The sequence below is a fragment of the Streptomyces sp. NPDC002206 genome, assembly GCF_053593595.1.
Map to the genome: position 1 here is coordinate 74,740 of NZ_JBSFCW010000012.1, position 13,490 is coordinate 88,229.

At 65.0% G+C, this 13,490-nt stretch carries 13 protein-coding genes and 1 pseudogene; 4 read left to right on the top strand and 10 right to left on the bottom strand.

What is annotated here, in order from left to right; all coding sequences use genetic code 11:
* Window positions 1–177 precede the first annotated feature (177 nt).
* The 7 genes and pseudogenes from ACWCP8_RS22675 to ACWCP8_RS22705 all read right to left on the bottom strand — a co-directional run bounded on the left by ACWCP8_RS22675 (window position 178) and on the right by ACWCP8_RS22705 (window position 5,850).
* A pseudogene (locus ACWCP8_RS22675) lies at window positions 178–2,254 on the bottom strand (hypothetical protein).
* Window positions 2,255–2,256: 2 nt separating this feature from the next.
* Window positions 2,257–3,792, bottom strand: a complete 1,536-nt coding sequence (locus tag ACWCP8_RS22680) for a hypothetical protein (protein ID WP_451117741.1) — start codon at window positions 3,790–3,792, stop codon at window positions 2,257–2,259.
* 2 nt (window positions 3,793–3,794) lie between these two features.
* Entirely contained in the window at window positions 3,795–4,127 is a 333-nt protein-coding gene (locus tag ACWCP8_RS22685) for an RRQRL motif-containing zinc-binding protein (protein WP_451117743.1), read from the bottom strand.
* Window positions 4,127–5,005: a hypothetical protein gene (locus tag ACWCP8_RS22690; RefSeq protein ID WP_451117745.1), complete on the bottom strand. Its 879-nt coding sequence runs from the start codon at window positions 5,003–5,005 to the stop codon at window positions 4,127–4,129. Before ACWCP8_RS22690 ends, ACWCP8_RS22685 begins: the two co-directional genes overlap by 1 nt.
* Entirely contained in the window at window positions 4,995–5,207 is a 213-nt protein-coding gene (locus tag ACWCP8_RS22695) for a hypothetical protein (RefSeq protein WP_451117747.1), read from the bottom strand. The genes ACWCP8_RS22690 and ACWCP8_RS22695 overlap by 11 nt, the downstream gene beginning before the upstream one ends.
* Window positions 5,204–5,530, bottom strand: a complete 327-nt coding sequence (locus ACWCP8_RS22700; protein ID WP_451117749.1) for a hypothetical protein — start codon at window positions 5,528–5,530, stop codon at window positions 5,204–5,206. The genes ACWCP8_RS22695 and ACWCP8_RS22700 overlap by 4 nt, the downstream gene beginning before the upstream one ends.
* An 11-nt stretch (window positions 5,531–5,541) precedes the next feature.
* Window positions 5,542–5,850, bottom strand: a complete 309-nt coding sequence (locus tag ACWCP8_RS22705; protein WP_451117751.1) for a hypothetical protein — start codon at window positions 5,848–5,850, stop codon at window positions 5,542–5,544.
* Window positions 5,851–6,392: 542 nt separating this feature from the next.
* Here ACWCP8_RS22705 and ACWCP8_RS22710 point away from each other — a divergent pair.
* From ACWCP8_RS22710 to ACWCP8_RS22720, 3 genes are all read left to right on the top strand, one after another.
* Window positions 6,393–7,181 carry a GntR family transcriptional regulator gene (locus ACWCP8_RS22710; RefSeq protein WP_451117753.1) on the top strand — a complete coding sequence of 263 codons (789 nt, stop codon included), beginning with the start codon at window positions 6,393–6,395 and terminating at the stop codon, window positions 7,179–7,181.
* Window positions 7,178–7,843, top strand: coding sequence for a YdcF family protein (locus ACWCP8_RS22715; protein ID WP_451117755.1), 666 nt, complete (start codon window positions 7,178–7,180; stop codon window positions 7,841–7,843). The genes ACWCP8_RS22710 and ACWCP8_RS22715 overlap by 4 nt, the downstream gene beginning before the upstream one ends.
* Window positions 7,844–7,922: 79 nt before the next feature.
* A complete protein-coding gene (locus ACWCP8_RS22720; RefSeq protein WP_451117757.1) occupies window positions 7,923–8,684 on the top strand; it encodes a hypothetical protein in 762 nt (253 codons plus the stop codon).
* Here the strand turns inward: ACWCP8_RS22720 and ACWCP8_RS22725 are convergent.
* Window positions 8,662–9,660 carry a hypothetical protein gene (locus ACWCP8_RS22725; RefSeq protein WP_451117759.1) on the bottom strand — a complete coding sequence of 333 codons (999 nt, stop codon included), beginning with the start codon at window positions 9,658–9,660 and terminating at the stop codon, window positions 8,662–8,664. The two genes, ACWCP8_RS22720 and ACWCP8_RS22725, sit on opposite strands and share 23 nt — an antisense overlap.
* A 177-nt stretch (window positions 9,661–9,837) precedes the next feature.
* Entirely contained in the window at window positions 9,838–10,719 is an 882-nt protein-coding gene (locus tag ACWCP8_RS22730; protein WP_451117761.1) for a serine/threonine-protein kinase, read from the bottom strand.
* A gap of 302 nt (window positions 10,720–11,021) precedes the next feature.
* Here ACWCP8_RS22730 and ACWCP8_RS22735 point away from each other — a divergent pair, with 302 nt between their 5' ends.
* Window positions 11,022–11,165, top strand: a complete 144-nt coding sequence (locus ACWCP8_RS22735) for a DUF6233 domain-containing protein (protein ID WP_451117890.1) — start codon at window positions 11,022–11,024, stop codon at window positions 11,163–11,165.
* A 1,128-nt stretch (window positions 11,166–12,293) separates the two neighbouring features.
* Here ACWCP8_RS22735 and ACWCP8_RS22740 read toward each other — a convergent pair.
* Window positions 12,294–13,307, bottom strand: a complete 1,014-nt coding sequence (locus tag ACWCP8_RS22740; protein ID WP_451117762.1) for a hypothetical protein — start codon at window positions 13,305–13,307, stop codon at window positions 12,294–12,296.
* Window positions 13,308–13,490: the final 183 nt, after the last annotated feature.

Below are 13,490 nucleotides of genomic sequence, written 5' to 3' on the forward strand. Positions count from 1 at the left end.
CGCCCGACGCGCTGTGACGGTGCGTGGTCGTAGTGGCTAGTGGCTACTGGCTACTGGCTACTGGCTACTGGCAAGCGGAAAGGGCCTGTTGGGGCCCCTGGTTGCCGGTAGAGGGGCGTTTTACTGGCTAGTGGCAAGTTGGCAGTAGCCACTAGCCAGTAGCGCTCTGTGAGACGTTCAGGCGTGGTCAGGGTGGACGTAGACGGAGTGCGGTCCGTTGTCCCGGTAGACCAGTTCGCCTCGCTCGGCCGCCGCTTTGAGTGCGGCCCGTACGGCCTGCCGGCTGCGGCGGACGAGGTCGGCGACTGCGGACGGCTTCATGCCTGTCGGGCCCGCAGCCTTGATTGCGGCGATGGCGTCGGACAGCCATGCCGGGCCGCCGTCGTCGTTGTCGGTGTCGCGGAGCGCGGACAGGTTCAGCCCCGCCGGGGCCGGAGGCTCCGGGGTGCTCTCGGGGTCGGGGGCGGTAGCGAACTCCGCGTCGACCTGTTCCATGAACGCCCGCACCGCCGCGTCCTCGTCGCCCACCGGTGCGGCCTGGTCGTCCCGGAGCGCGGAGAGGTTCAGCCCGCCGGTGCTGCCGGCCGTCTGACTCGGGGTGTCGGTGGTCGGGGTGTGGGTGGTGTCCCGCATCCAGGCCGTGCGGTCTGGATCCCACCGCGAGGCGTAGGCGTCGCCTGCGACCTTGCGGGAGACGTCGTCGAGGTGGGGGTGCATGTCGGAGGTGGCGAGGACGATGTCGCGGATCTGGTTGGGCAGGATCCGCCAGTTCTTGAACAGGGCCGCCGGGGACTCCGGGGTGCCCATGAACCCGGCGCCCTTGAACGGGGCCTGGTCCACCTTGAGCCCGCGGGAGCCGGGGAAGACCTTGCTCAGGTCCATGCCCTCCACCTCCCCGCCGGTCAGGCAGACCCGTGCTTTGGCTTCGCGGCGGATCATCAGGTTGCCGAGCACGGAGCCGGTGGCACCGAGCGCGGTGAGCACGGTACGGATGCCCATGGCCCGGAGCATGCGGATCACTTCGAGGATCTTCTTCGCGAGGTCCTTCATGCGCCGGTCGGTGCTGGTCAGGATTTCCGCACCCTCGTCGATGACCAGCATGATCTGAGGGATCTTCGCGCCGATGGGGAGCTGGTCGGTGTTCCGCTCGGCCATGAGGTCTTGGTAGGCGACCTTGCGGCGCAGTCCGATCGCCAGGGCCGCATCGAGCATCAGCACGGCTTCCTCGTACGTCGAGGCAAGCCAGTCGATACCCGGCCGGACCCCGTCGACCGGCGCCCTGTTGGCGTCGAAGGCGGGGCGCACCCAGGACAGGCCGGCCGATCCGGCGTTGAGGTCGATCACCCAGGTGAGCGCGTCCTTGGTGCGGGCGAACCCGGCCAGGATGACGTGCACCATGTTGGTCTTGCCGGACCCCGTGGGGCCGACGACCAGCGCGCACTGCTCGCGCAGGTAGACGCAGATCTCTTCGGCGTTGGTGCGGTACCCCCACGGGATGCCGGTGTAGATCGACAGAGGCGTGTAGTCCGAGGGATACATGCGCTCTTCGACCAGGACGTTGACCGTGGTCACGTCGATCAGGACGCGTCCCTGGTGAATGCCCTGCGAGGCAACCGCGGTGCAGCCGTGCGGCAGCCGGGCATCGGCGGACAGCTGGGCGGAGTAGCCCGCGATCTTGTCGTAGGTGGTGCCACCGGAGGGGAGTTCGGCGTCGATGGTGAACCCGGTGCCGGTCGGCCACATCTCCACCGCGAGGACCCGCAGGGTGATGTTGCAGACCCGTTGAACCCGGTCCACCCACTCCGCGGCGATCGCGCGGCGTTCGGCGGACAGTTCGCGGGCGACCTGCCGCTCAGCGGCGGCGATGGCCTCCAACTCCCGTGCTTCCTCGTACAGGAGGGTGGAGCGGGCGGCGGCGCCCATGCCCACGCCGATGGTGGCGAGGGAGCCGAGTGCGGCCCAGGTCAGGGGGCCGGTGGTCATGGCCCAGGTGGTCCACCCGGCTCCGATGAGCCAGGAAGCGGACCGCATGGCGATGGTGCGGGCGGAGAGGCGTTCGCGGAGGCTGCTGATGGTGTGGCCGATGGCGCCGGCGGCGCCGATGGCGAGGGCCCAGCCGGGGGGGCATGCCGGTGGCTGCTCCGGTGGTGGCGACGGCGAGGCATCCGGTGGTGGCGGACAAGGCGCCGGTCACGGGTCCGTGACCGGCAGCCCAGTCCCACACCGGCCCCGTAGAGGCGGTGTTGGTGGCCATGATCAGACGTTCCATCCCTTCTCGGCCTCGGGCCCGTTACGCGGGTCCTCATGGCGGGCGATGTCCTGCTCGTGGGACTGGCGGAACAGCGGCCCCATGTCCTCGGCAACCGCCACGGCCGACATGACCGCGCCGAAGATGTCGTTGAAGCCGTCCGCGACGTCCTTCTCCAGCGGGAACTCCGAATCGGCCCGCTCCGCGAGGACCTTCATCACGTTCGCCACGCTCGTCAGCGCGGCCGGGAGCCCCTCGACCATGGCCAGGATCTCCATGGCAGACTCGGGGTCGTACTGCCCAGCCGCGGATTCCATCTCCGCCGCGTACTCCTCGAACCGGAAACCAGACACGCTCTCTCCCTCACTCGCACTGGTGGTGGGTACTGCCGGCGTCGGCCCCGACGGGCGCTCCGCCGTATCGCTGACTCGCTCGCCGCCGTCCTCGGCCGCCGCGTCGGCGGCGGCTTCGTCGTCCTGCAGGGCGGCGCGTATCGCGTCGTCCCGCTGGTGGCGCTGTTCCTCGGCGGTGCGGGTCATGCGGGCGTAGAGGCGTCGGCCCGGATTCATCAGCCAGGCCCAGCCGAGCTTCCGGCCCAGCGGGGTGGTGAGCATGCCGACCAGGCCCAACGCCCCGGCGAGCAGGGCGGCGCGCAGTCGGCGGCCCTGGAACCGGGCGGCGGACCGCCACAGGGCCTTGCGGGCCTTCTTTCGGGCAGGCGCCTTACGCACGTCGTCGCGCCGTGCGGCGATCTTTCCGGCGGTCCGCTGGTCACGTGCCTGGCGGTTGCGCTCGATAGCCGCACCCTTGGCCGCACCGATCCGGCCCGCGGCCTTGCTCGCGGATCGGCCGATCGGCCCCTTACGGGCCATGGATGCTGACCGCGCTGCCGTCTTCGCACCACGACGGGCATCCGCAACGGCGCGCCGCGACCCGGACGTCTCGGCCCTCCGTGCCGCCCGTGACGGGGCCGTCTGCCGGGCCGCCGCCCGCAGCGCCTTGACCTGTCCCGCACGCCCCGGGCCGGGCTGTCGAGTGGGCTTCCCGGGGGTGTGACCGGCGGCCTTCCCTGGCCGGTTGCTGGTGGTCTTGCGCTGGTGCGGGACGCTTCCGGTGGAACCGGTGCGCGAGGTGCTGCGACCTGCATGCTTCGCGGATCGGCCGCCAGTTCCGCGGGAGGACGCGCCGTGCACACCGCCCGTTCCGCGGCCTGTCCGGCCCCCGTGGTGGGTCGCGGCGCGGTTGGTGCGGGCGGTGGCGTGCTTGCGGTGGGCCCGGTGGTTGCGGGTTGCGGCGGCGACACCGAGGACGCATGCGCCGGTCGCGGCGACCACGGCGGCGATGGGTCCGCCAGCCAGAGCAGCCGCGGCCAGCGCCGTCACGGTGGAGTTGGCGCCGGTCATCGCGATCGGGACCACGGGCCACCCGCCCGCCGTGTGCTCCACGGTCACCTCGGCCGGCGCCGGAGCGGGGTCGGCCTGGGGCGGTGTGGTCGGTGCGGGCTGGTTGTCGATCACCAGCGGTTCGGTGCTGATTTCCGTCATGCTCAACGCTCCCTTCGGATGTCATCGCAGGTGACGCACATGCCGAGCGACCGCGGGATGCAGTACCCGGCGTCACAGCGGCAGTTGGGGCACATCCGGCGAGCACGCATCGCCTTGGCGAGCGAGGCGGCGCAGCCCGGTGTCATCGGGCGTACGGGCTTGGCCCGGTCGATGCGGTAGAGGTAGGCGACCAGCGGGCCACGACGCCGGCGAGGCCGCTGCAGTTCCGCAGCAACGTCCTGTCCGCCGGGCCGCAGCCCCAACTCGCGAAGCTGCCGACGGGTCGCCAGACCCGGCGGGGCCATGCGCCACCGGTAGTCGGGGACGGTGGCCATCAGAGCGCCACCCCCGTGGTCTCCGGCACCGGAACGAGGTGCGGGCGGCGGGTCACGCCGTCCTCTTCGAGCTGCTTGTAGACCTTGTGGACGTAGGAGGTGGAACGGGTGGAACGGACCGCCGCGGCAGGGATGGTGACGCCTTCCACCCAGCACTCCCGGATGATCCGGGCAGCCTCATCGGCCGGCAGCTTCACCGCCTCCCGGCCGTTCCCACCGCCCTGGGTGGAAGCGGGGGGAACGGTGAGGGGGAACACCCGGTGTCCACCGCAGATGACCAGCGGCAACGCCTTCCGCCCGGCCACCGCCGGAGCAGCCGGGGCGGTGAGGGCGGGCGGGGTGGATGTTGGGGTGGAAGCGGGGTGGACGGGAGGGGCTTCCACCCGTTCCACCACGGTGTCCACCTGATCGCGCAAGGCAGCGATTCGATCCAGGATCGCGCGCCGGTAGAACGTGATCGCCTCAGCGAGAACGATCAACAGGACCGGGGGAATCGAGTGGAGTACGAGACCGGCCGGGTCCACTTCCCGTGGGACGCCGAAGGCGGTGCCCGCGGGCCAGAGGGAGGCCCAGCAGTTCATCAGCCAGGTCCCGAGACCGGCGAACCAGCGGAGTCCGGTGGCCCATCCGGACGGGTGCACCCCGTGTTCGGACAGTCGGCCGTCCACGATTAGGACCGCCCCGAGGGCGACGGCGACCATGGGGTCGAGCAGCCAGGCAATCCAGACGCTGATGTGGTGGTCGATCGCGAACAGCGTCACGTTCGTCGCGGTGAACGCGAGCGCGACCACCGCGACCGCCACGAGCACCTTCGTCAGGCCCGATTGCAGACCCTGTAGTGCGGCGATCTGCTCGGCCGCGCTCGTCTTACGCCTCATCACGGCCCCCGTCCCCACCGCGGTTGCGGTGTGCCCGATGCAGGGCCATCAGGTGGAAGCAGCCAGCCACCACGAGCAGGTTCCACAAGAACCGGGCCCACGACGGCAACGGCACCAGCCACGACACGACGCACGCCGCGACCAGCAGCGCACCACCGTGACGCAGCCACCACGCCCACAGACCAGCGGACGAGGCGCTCATGTGGCCACCTCCCAAGGGGCGGCCTGGTCGACTGGTTTTGCCTTCTGCAGCCCGTATCCGGTCAGCCGGACGGTGACGCCGTCCAGGACGGTCTCCGCGGTCAGCCACATCAGGGGACCGCCGATCTCCTCTTCCCTCGACACCAGCGCGTAGCTGATGTCCAGGGCCGACCGCCACGCCTCGAACTTTCCGAGGTCGCCGTGGAAGGACAAGGACAGCCGGTCCGGGAAGATCGTGGACACTGCCGCGTCCGCGGCAGGCAGACCCGGGAACCGCCCCACGAGCGACGCCAGGGTCGCGACCGCGGCGGCCAAGCTGTTCATCGGCCGGGCGCTCATGCGGCAACCGCCGAACCTGCCGTGCAGCCCTTCACCGGGCGGCGGACCGCACGACGCGGACGCCGGCCGGACGAGCACGGCGACTTGAGCGGGAGCGTCCGCAGCAGACTCTCCGCGTACGCCGCGGCCTCCGGGTCACTCTCGCGGAGCTCCGCGAGAACCTCGTGCGCCACATCCAGCCGCGCCGCCCGGTCCATCGCGGACTCCGTGACCGAACCGGTGAACAGCTCCAGATCGATCCCCAGCGCCAGCTCAGCGAACTCGGTCGCAGTAACAGCTACGTGACCAGCAACGATGGTCTTCATGGGTCGTTGTCTCCTTAGTCGGTGGACGGCCCAACCAGCGGCCCCGGTGTTCGAGCACCGGGGCCGCGCGCCGTCTGCGGGCGAAGCAGGAAGAGGTGTTCCGGCTCCCCTCAGCTCCGCCCGTACGAGACGGGCGAAGGAGGCAACCGGCCGCAGCCGAGCTACGGAAGGTGGGGCGCCATCTCTCTGCCTGGCGCTCAGCAGGGCAGCTCACTGCGGGTGGCACCCGGGGGTGTTCTCCAGGGCCGCAGGATTGTGCGTACCGCGCCGACGCGCCGTACTACTGCCGACGGCTCACCCAGCCGCCAGGGGAGCGAGGGCTCTCACCTCGCTTGAGTTCACTGTTCAGTTCTCAAAGAAAAGCCAGTCGCTTCCTTCGAGCCGTTTCACGGGCCCTCCGGGCGCCAGGAGCAGCCCAAAGAGGGCACCCTCCGACCGCTGTCCTAGGACTGCGGTGCGTCTAAGATGACAATGACGCACAGTCCTGGGACTGTCAACAGTCCTAGGACTGTGTTTCACTGGAGACGTTGAGAGGAGTGCGCATGGCACCCAAGTGGCGGGAACTGGCAGACAAGCTTGCCGAGCAGATCAAGAGGGGTGAGCTCCCCCCAGGTCGGCAGCTGCCGCATATCCGGGATCTGGTAGAGGCTGGTGAAGGCTCGAAGTCCACGGTTCACGCGGCTTACAAGGCGCTGGAAGCCGAGGGCTTGGTGACCTCTTCCCGAGGTCACGGCACTGTCGTGCGGCAGCAGGCCCCGCTCAAGCGGCTCGGCATCGCCCGGTACGACAAGGTCAAATGGCGTGATGGGGACGAGGTCGCTTTCATCGCCGACCGGGTGGCTTCGGGCCGCGCGCATAAGCGTGGGGAACAGACGCAGAACGTCAGCCGTGTGCCCGCCACGCCGCTGGTAGCGGCGGCGCACGGTCTACCGGAAGGCTCCGAGGTGTACGCGCGCGCCCGCCTTGTGAAGGAGGGGGACCAACCGACGCATACCTTGACCAGCTACTACCGTCCCGAGCACGTCGAAGGGACGCGGCTTGTTGACCCGACACCGGGCCCGGCCGGCAAGGGTGGCGGGTACCGCGTGCTCTACGACGCGGGGTACGAGATCGATCACATGCGGGAGGAACTATTCGCGCGCCCCGCGTCGTCGGAGGAGGCGGCGCTCCTCCAGCTGACGCCCGGTGAGTGGGTCGTAGAGCTTCACCGAACCACCTACACCGCTGACGGGACCGTGGTTGAGTTCGCCATCGGCATCCACGCAGCGAGCCGCTTCGCCTGGGCGTACGACTTCAAGGTTCCCGATTCAGCACAAGGAGCGAGCCGATGATCTCGGTGCAGACACGGTCTGACGCTCAACGGCTCTGGGACTTCCAGCAGATGCACCATGAACCGCGTCCCTGCTCGGTTGCCATCGGTCTCGGCAGCCACGACTTGGGCGTGGCAGATGTGACCGTGGATCTGTACCAACGCGGCATGTTCCCGCTGATCGTCTTCACCGGCGCTACCAGCCGGACGACGCGTGAGCGGATGCCTCGCGGGGAAGCTGAGCAATATCGCGAGCGCGCCTTGGAGTTGGGGGTTCCCAGTTCTGCTGTGCTGGTCGAGCCTAAGGCCCGTAACACTGGCGAGAACATCCGACTGTCAAGGATTCTGCTTGACGAGGCCGGAGTGGACGTCGCGTCAGTGCTGCTGATCAGCAAGCCGTACGAGGAACGACGCGCCTATGCGACAGCGCGCAAGCTATGGCCCGAGGTGGAGGTCGTGAGTGCGTCCACGTCGATGCTGTTCGACGATTACGTCGACTCCATCGGGGACGCTCACCTTGTGATCGACATGCTGGTCGGCGCTCTCCAGCGGCTTCTGATCTATCCACAAGAAGGCTTCATGATCAGCCAAGTTGTGCCGAGCAGCGTAGAAGCGTCGTTCAAGCGGCTCTGCGCCGCAGGTTTCACCAGCCGTCTTGTCCCGCACGATCCGTTGGACCTGTAGCGGCAACATAGTGTGACGGGAAGGGCGGGAAGGGTGGGGGCGAGGCCTAAGTGTCAGTGCCCTTTGCTATCTTTAGAAGATGCTGACACTTCACGCTATTTCGCAGAGTAGTATTGGTATTTTTGAAGGTAATTTCGAATACCAAACCATGGCAAGCTCCAATGGCGTGCGGTTTGCTCCGACCAAAGAGGCCGAATTGGACCCTGCTCTGCGCAGGCTAGCCAGTACTCTGCCGCGCTCCAAGCCGGGAGCGATCATGATGGCCGAGGTTCCGGGGCCAGTGGGAATTCCAGACCTAGTGGCGCTACCCGGCCCTGGGCCTGCACTGCAACGGCGGCTTGATTCGCTCATCCCCCCGGTTCTGAATCCGGTGGGAGTCGAAGTACTTTCCGCGCTTTACGTGCGCAGGGAAATCGGCATTGAGGCGCTGAAGAGAAAATGCGGCCAGAGTGACCGGACTGTTTCGCGGGCACTGCGTGATCTAGAAAAAAAGGGTGCCGCCATCGCCAACGGCAAGTTGTGGCGGAAAGCTGACGCGATGATCCCCGTAGGGAATATTTATGCGTTGGAAGCCAAAGTTGACGATTGGCGAAAAGGGGTAAGACAAGCCTTCAGGTACAGAGCATGGTGCAGTTCGAGTGCACTCGTCTTGAGCCGAATGCCGAGAAATTGCGATCCATTGTTCTCGACGGTCCGGCGACTGGGCATTGGGCTGGCACTTGATGATCAATGGCTAGTCCGCCCTCCGCTGTCCAAGATTGCCCCGAAGGAGATGCTGTGGGGCAGCGAGCATTTCGTTGCCGCCCTGGGGTTCGCTCCTACCAGATCCCCTCTGCTTTAGAGTACTCAGAGAGCGCGCGAAGCGGGGCGTTAACCCATGTTTCCTTATCTGCCGAGGTTATCAACCCCGGAATTTGCGAGTCCAGCCAAGAATATTCCCGCAAGGCATCTTCGTAGAGGTTCCGGAGGATGGCTACAGAGTCCGCTCGATTTCTGAACTGGTAGATATCAGAAACTAGATCGCGGATAGCACGGAGGTGATGGACTCTTTGGTGAGCCTCGTTCAACGGCATCCGACCACCCCGCAAAACCTCGGCTCGCTGGGGGTCCAACCGCTGGATGTCGTCGGCGAGAGAGCGGCGGAGAACAGCCAGAAGCATCTTCTGAGTAACATAAGAAGCCGGAATCCTGGGTGATCCTGAGGAGAGCTGGTAGCTGCCAGAGTCGAATACCTTCATGGATCTGTCCCAGCCGCTTCCTACCGTGTCTGCGCCGGCAGCTGCAGCAAGCAACCCGATGAAGTCGCAGTTCTGAACAATGACCCGACTCCGTGCGCTGAGTGAGTGGATGGTTCTCAGCCAGCCTGCCAGGGCGGCTGTCGAAGCGGCGAGATCTCCCACAAGGTTCGTACTCGCCGTTGGGATTAGGGTCACCACCCACGTGCTCGCCCGTAGCCCAGCCAGACGGCCCACGTAAGCATCCAGTGCAGCACCTGAGGCGAAGAGATCCAGGGTGCCAACGAAGCTCTGGTAGCAATCGCGGTCGATCCCGCGTGCCACGCGGGCTGTCTCGACCGCTTGGTCTGCTTCTGCGGAGTTCGCCGCCCCCACGGCGAGAGTCGGAGAAAGCCGCGGGAGACCGAGTTCGGATTGCCTTCCAAAGACTCGCTCTACATGCTCAATTCGCCTGGTGGTGGTGTTAAGTCCGATCCCAGAGGAACCCCACAGGCCCCACGTTTCGTAATCCTCCAGCTTATTTGTGCCAGCGAGAAGACGGGCATGCGTCATTGGGTCGAGGATTACCTCTGCGGACCCCATGGCTTCAACGACCGCCGCCGCATCTCGATGTCGAGGGCGAGGAACACGGGGTGTGCAAAAAGTGCTGATGATGGTGCCATCCGCCGCTCGCCTTTGTACAGCTTCAACGGCCCACTTAAGGTGTCCGCCCCGACGGCCATCTTGAATCAGAAGCGCCATTCTAACCCCCCAGTTCGTTTAGGCGTTTATGAAGTAGGAGCCGAAAACATCTTTCTGCCTCTCGAGCTCCTCGATGAGTTCTTGCCCATCTAGGAAGCGTCGAGCCGGTTGACGCTGTAGACATCGATTAATTACGTCACGCAAGGGTGCTGGAATATCTGGGCAGACGGTTTCAATCCTAGGGCTGTCATACTCGCGCAATCGTCGGTAGTAATCATCCTCAGCGCCGCTGGGGTCGATGGGATGAGATCCCGTTAGAGCGAGGAACGCCAGGATCCCCAGGGCGAAGATGTCGCTGACAGGCTGGATGTCGCCCCCTGGAACGTGCTCCGGACTGCGGTGCCCAGGCGTCCCAGGCTGAAAGAGTCCGGTCAGCGCGGTCTTTGCGAGATGTCGTGCCAATCCTGGATCCATGAGAGAGAAACTGCCATCGCTCAGCTCTCGAACGTTAGCCGGGCTTAGGTCTCTGTGTACTACTTCCAGGTCATGGAACGCAGCCAGCGCCTCGCCAATATTCACGATTAGGCGGGCGCAACGTGCGTAATCCCATGGCTCGTCCAAGTTCTTGCGCATGTCAGAGCCATCTAGCCACTCTTCAACCCAAGCTACAGCCTGGGCGCCGCCACCAAAATCTATTTCTACAACTTCACTTAGGACGCGAACTACTCGCGGGGAATCGATAGTCGCTAGGACCTCAACCTCCCGCTGTGCCCTCTCTAGGACGTAGACGCTGTCGGGCCCATCAGGGAGGAGCACGACCTTCACTGCCGCCTCGGCGCTTTCAAGCTTCCCTTTGAAGACGTACTTTTGACCGCCTTGCGCAAGAGGCTCTAGCGCGGCGACAGATAGGGAGGATGCCAAAGCGGCAGTGACCTCACTCAAGGGTATTTGGCGGCTCATGCGTTACCTCGCGGACTTCGAGGCTGCCTAGCGGCGGCCCGTCGACTTGATCGGATGTTAGCTCGCAGAGCGCCTGATTGGAGTCATATGCAGAAAAGTCAATTAGCGTAACTTGCGCACTATTTCCGGTATGGAATATTTTTTTCTTAGTGCGCGTACCCTGCGGTCCTGGCCCGCCATGTGGGTAGAGCGCATCGACGAGGCGATCCCGACGGTCGAGCAGTGGGAGAAGGAGTGGCACCAGGGCGAGGAGCGGCGGCCGCCCATCCCAGACTGGATCGTTGAGCTCAGCATCGAGGTCGGTGCCCGTCCCCGAGGTTCATGTCGGCGGGTGCTACGCCGCAAGGAAGCGCCACCGCGCCATCACCCGCGAGCAGGCCCTCGCCGACGGGATCCGGGCCTGCATCCACTGCCGGCCTGACACTGAGTTGGGGGTGCTCGGGTAGTCAGGCACGTCGCGTGTCTCGTCTCTGTCACGGACCTGGAGCTGAACCGGGGTGCCGGATGAGCAGCGGCATGATGGCGCCGTGGAGATAGCGAAACTAGTGCTGGAGTACGTCAAGACCCTTGTGTGGCCTCTTGTCGCGATTGGCCTGCTATGGGGACTGCGTAGCCAGATCAGGGAAGCGGTTGGCCGACTGACGCGGGTTGAAACACCGGCGGGAAGCGCAGAGTTTGCGGCAGAGGCGCGCAGCGTTCTCGTTGAGGCGGAGGAACTGGTTCGCTCCAGCGCGTCTGACGAGGTGACGGGCTCCCCGCTAGCAGTGCCTGCTTCTGAGCCCGAGCCCGAGCCTGCTTCTGAGCCCGAGCCTGAGCCCGAGCCTGCTTCTGAGCCCGAGCCGCGCCGCGCTGCTCAGCGCGAACCGCGGGATGAGACTGCGGTTTCCCGTGATGAGCTGACTCGGCGCACGCTTGCTGCATTGGAGCAAATGGCCGACAGCGATCAACCTGTAGTGGAACGCTGGCTACGACTTTGGCAGCCGAATGCACGGGACTTGCTGGCTAGTGAGTGCCTCTCGCACCGTGACCTATTCCACGACGCGCTGACCATGGCGCCCGCGTCCCCCGTGGAGGCCGTAATCACCGCGTGGACGAAGCTTGAATCCATCCTTTGGGACGCGTTGAGGGCACGGGGACTTTCGCTTTCGGGGCCTGAGTCGACACGCCCTGCCCGATCGATGATTACCCGGCTCGAGCTTGAGGCGCTGGGTTTCACGACCGAAGCGGCGGCTGTATACGGACAGTTGGGGCGATTGCGTAGCCAGGCAGTACACAACCCGGAGACGGTCACGATCATCGCTGCTCAAGACTTCGTCCGCAGCTGCCGAACCCTTGCACACGAGGTGCAAAGGCTCGGCTAGTGCTGTGAGCACATTGGTTCGCCGGGTTGGTGGTCGTGGCGGTTGGATGTGCGTTGACGCCCGATCCAATCACTGGTCCTGTCCGTGTGCGCAGGCTGACCGGTCAAGAGGGGCAGCAACAGTGCGGTGCGGTGCCTGCGCGCGATGATGCTGCTGACCTCAGCCGGGGGAACCGCGTCCCGGCCATCGCCCAGCTCGTCTCGGCACGAGGAGTTAGCCAGTTGCCATACGCCCAGTCGCTCGCAGAACATACGCAATCACTGAAGCAAGGCGTACGAACAGGTAGTCCACAGCAGCGTCGCTGGGTAGAGCCGCTTGACTGTGCTCATGATGTCTGATTCCGAACTTATTACCGATATCTGTCAACGTCTTGAACTCCGCTTCCAGTACAACGCGGTACGGTGCGGAGCCGGAGGATGATCTGTCGAGAAGCTCGCTAGCCGATGTCTTTTTATCCTCGCTCGCACCGAACTCCAGGGTCTTCAGTCGCTCAAATCCGTCCCACAGCTTCTCAACCGCATCGCGCCGATGCGCCGGATGCCTCGACAAGAACCGGATCATCGCATCAGTTAGTTTGTCGTTGAGCTCAGGGTCTTCAGTCTCCGGCCGAAAATCGGAAATCATATTTCGAGTTTCTGGCGGTGCGACTCTTTGGACCTGTAGATTGTCACCCAGTGTGAAAGCTATTCCATTTCTAGAGAACAGAAGGTTTACGGCATCCTGGAACTCACTTTTCCCTTCGATTCCACCGCGAGATCGATCGCTGAAGGAGTAGTGATAATGATCGCCATTCCATGCATGCAGTGAACGATGAGCCGGATCCTCGATGTGGCGGACAATGAACTCAACTACATCCAGTGCCGTTACGGTGTCCGGCGCCCAGCCCGTACCAAGAAGATCCCTCATGAGAAAAGGATCTACCCTACTGCGAATCGCCATTCCAAACCGATCATCATCTTGCATGTGCTCCATTGCGCAGGAGAGAAGGTCGGGAACGTGTGCAGTTAGGGAATCAACAAAGGCCTGCTCATCTATACCGGTGATTGTGCTGTATCCCGTGCGATCATCCGAACAGTCATAGGCGGGAAAGGCTCGTGCCAGAGAGCCACCACCAACGTACTGGCGAATCAAAGCTACGATGCCTCGCCATGTTGCGTGCGAGATCTCCTCGACGACACGCGGTTTACCTCGCCCTAGACGGTCGGAGTAGAAGGTCCCATCAGCCATGGCCCAACCATGCCAGCACTCGTTGCCAGCCTCCAACGGAAATGTTTGTAGCCCCCTTCTCGGATCGTGGACTATGCGTGGACTCGACACGACTGATCTACGACCGACGGCGCCGCGACCTGCTGTGTTGTCCAGGAACCAAGCGACCTCCGCAGCCGTGTGCGGTCACCGCGCAGCATTGTC

What these genes read in the sequence shown, in the direction of transcription:
- ACWCP8_RS22705 (WP_451117751.1), bottom strand. Translation starts at nt 5,850, where the DNA reads ATGAAGACCATCGTTGCTGGTCACGTAGCTGTTACTGCGACCGAGTTC.
- ACWCP8_RS22700 (WP_451117749.1), bottom strand. Translation starts at nt 5,530, where the DNA reads ATGAACAGCTTGGCCGCCGCGGTCGCGACCCTGGCGTCGCTCGTGGGG.
- ACWCP8_RS22710 (WP_451117753.1), top strand. Translation starts at nt 6,393, where the DNA reads ATGGCACCCAAGTGGCGGGAACTGGCAGACAAGCTTGCCGAGCAGATC.
- ACWCP8_RS22695 (WP_451117747.1), bottom strand. Translation starts at nt 5,207, where the DNA reads ATGAGCGCCTCGTCCGCTGGTCTGTGGGCGTGGTGGCTGCGTCACGGT.
- ACWCP8_RS22740 (WP_451117762.1), bottom strand. Translation starts at nt 13,307, where the DNA reads ATGGCTGATGGGACCTTCTACTCCGACCGTCTAGGGCGAGGTAAACCG.
- ACWCP8_RS22720 (WP_451117757.1), top strand. Translation starts at nt 7,923, where the DNA reads ATGCTGACACTTCACGCTATTTCGCAGAGTAGTATTGGTATTTTTGAA.
- ACWCP8_RS22685 (WP_451117743.1), bottom strand. Translation starts at nt 4,127, where the DNA reads ATGGCCACCGTCCCCGACTACCGGTGGCGCATGGCCCCGCCGGGTCTG.
- ACWCP8_RS22680 (WP_451117741.1), bottom strand. Translation starts at nt 3,792, where the DNA reads ATGACGGAAATCAGCACCGAACCGCTGGTGATCGACAACCAGCCCGCA.
- ACWCP8_RS22730 (WP_451117761.1), bottom strand. Translation starts at nt 10,719, where the DNA reads ATGAGCCGCCAAATACCCTTGAGTGAGGTCACTGCCGCTTTGGCATCC.
- ACWCP8_RS22690 (WP_451117745.1), bottom strand. Translation starts at nt 5,005, where the DNA reads ATGAGGCGTAAGACGAGCGCGGCCGAGCAGATCGCCGCACTACAGGGT.
- ACWCP8_RS22725 (WP_451117759.1), bottom strand. Translation starts at nt 9,660, where the DNA reads ATGGGGTCCGCAGAGGTAATCCTCGACCCAATGACGCATGCCCGTCTT.
- ACWCP8_RS22715 (WP_451117755.1), top strand. Translation starts at nt 7,178, where the DNA reads ATGATCTCGGTGCAGACACGGTCTGACGCTCAACGGCTCTGGGACTTC.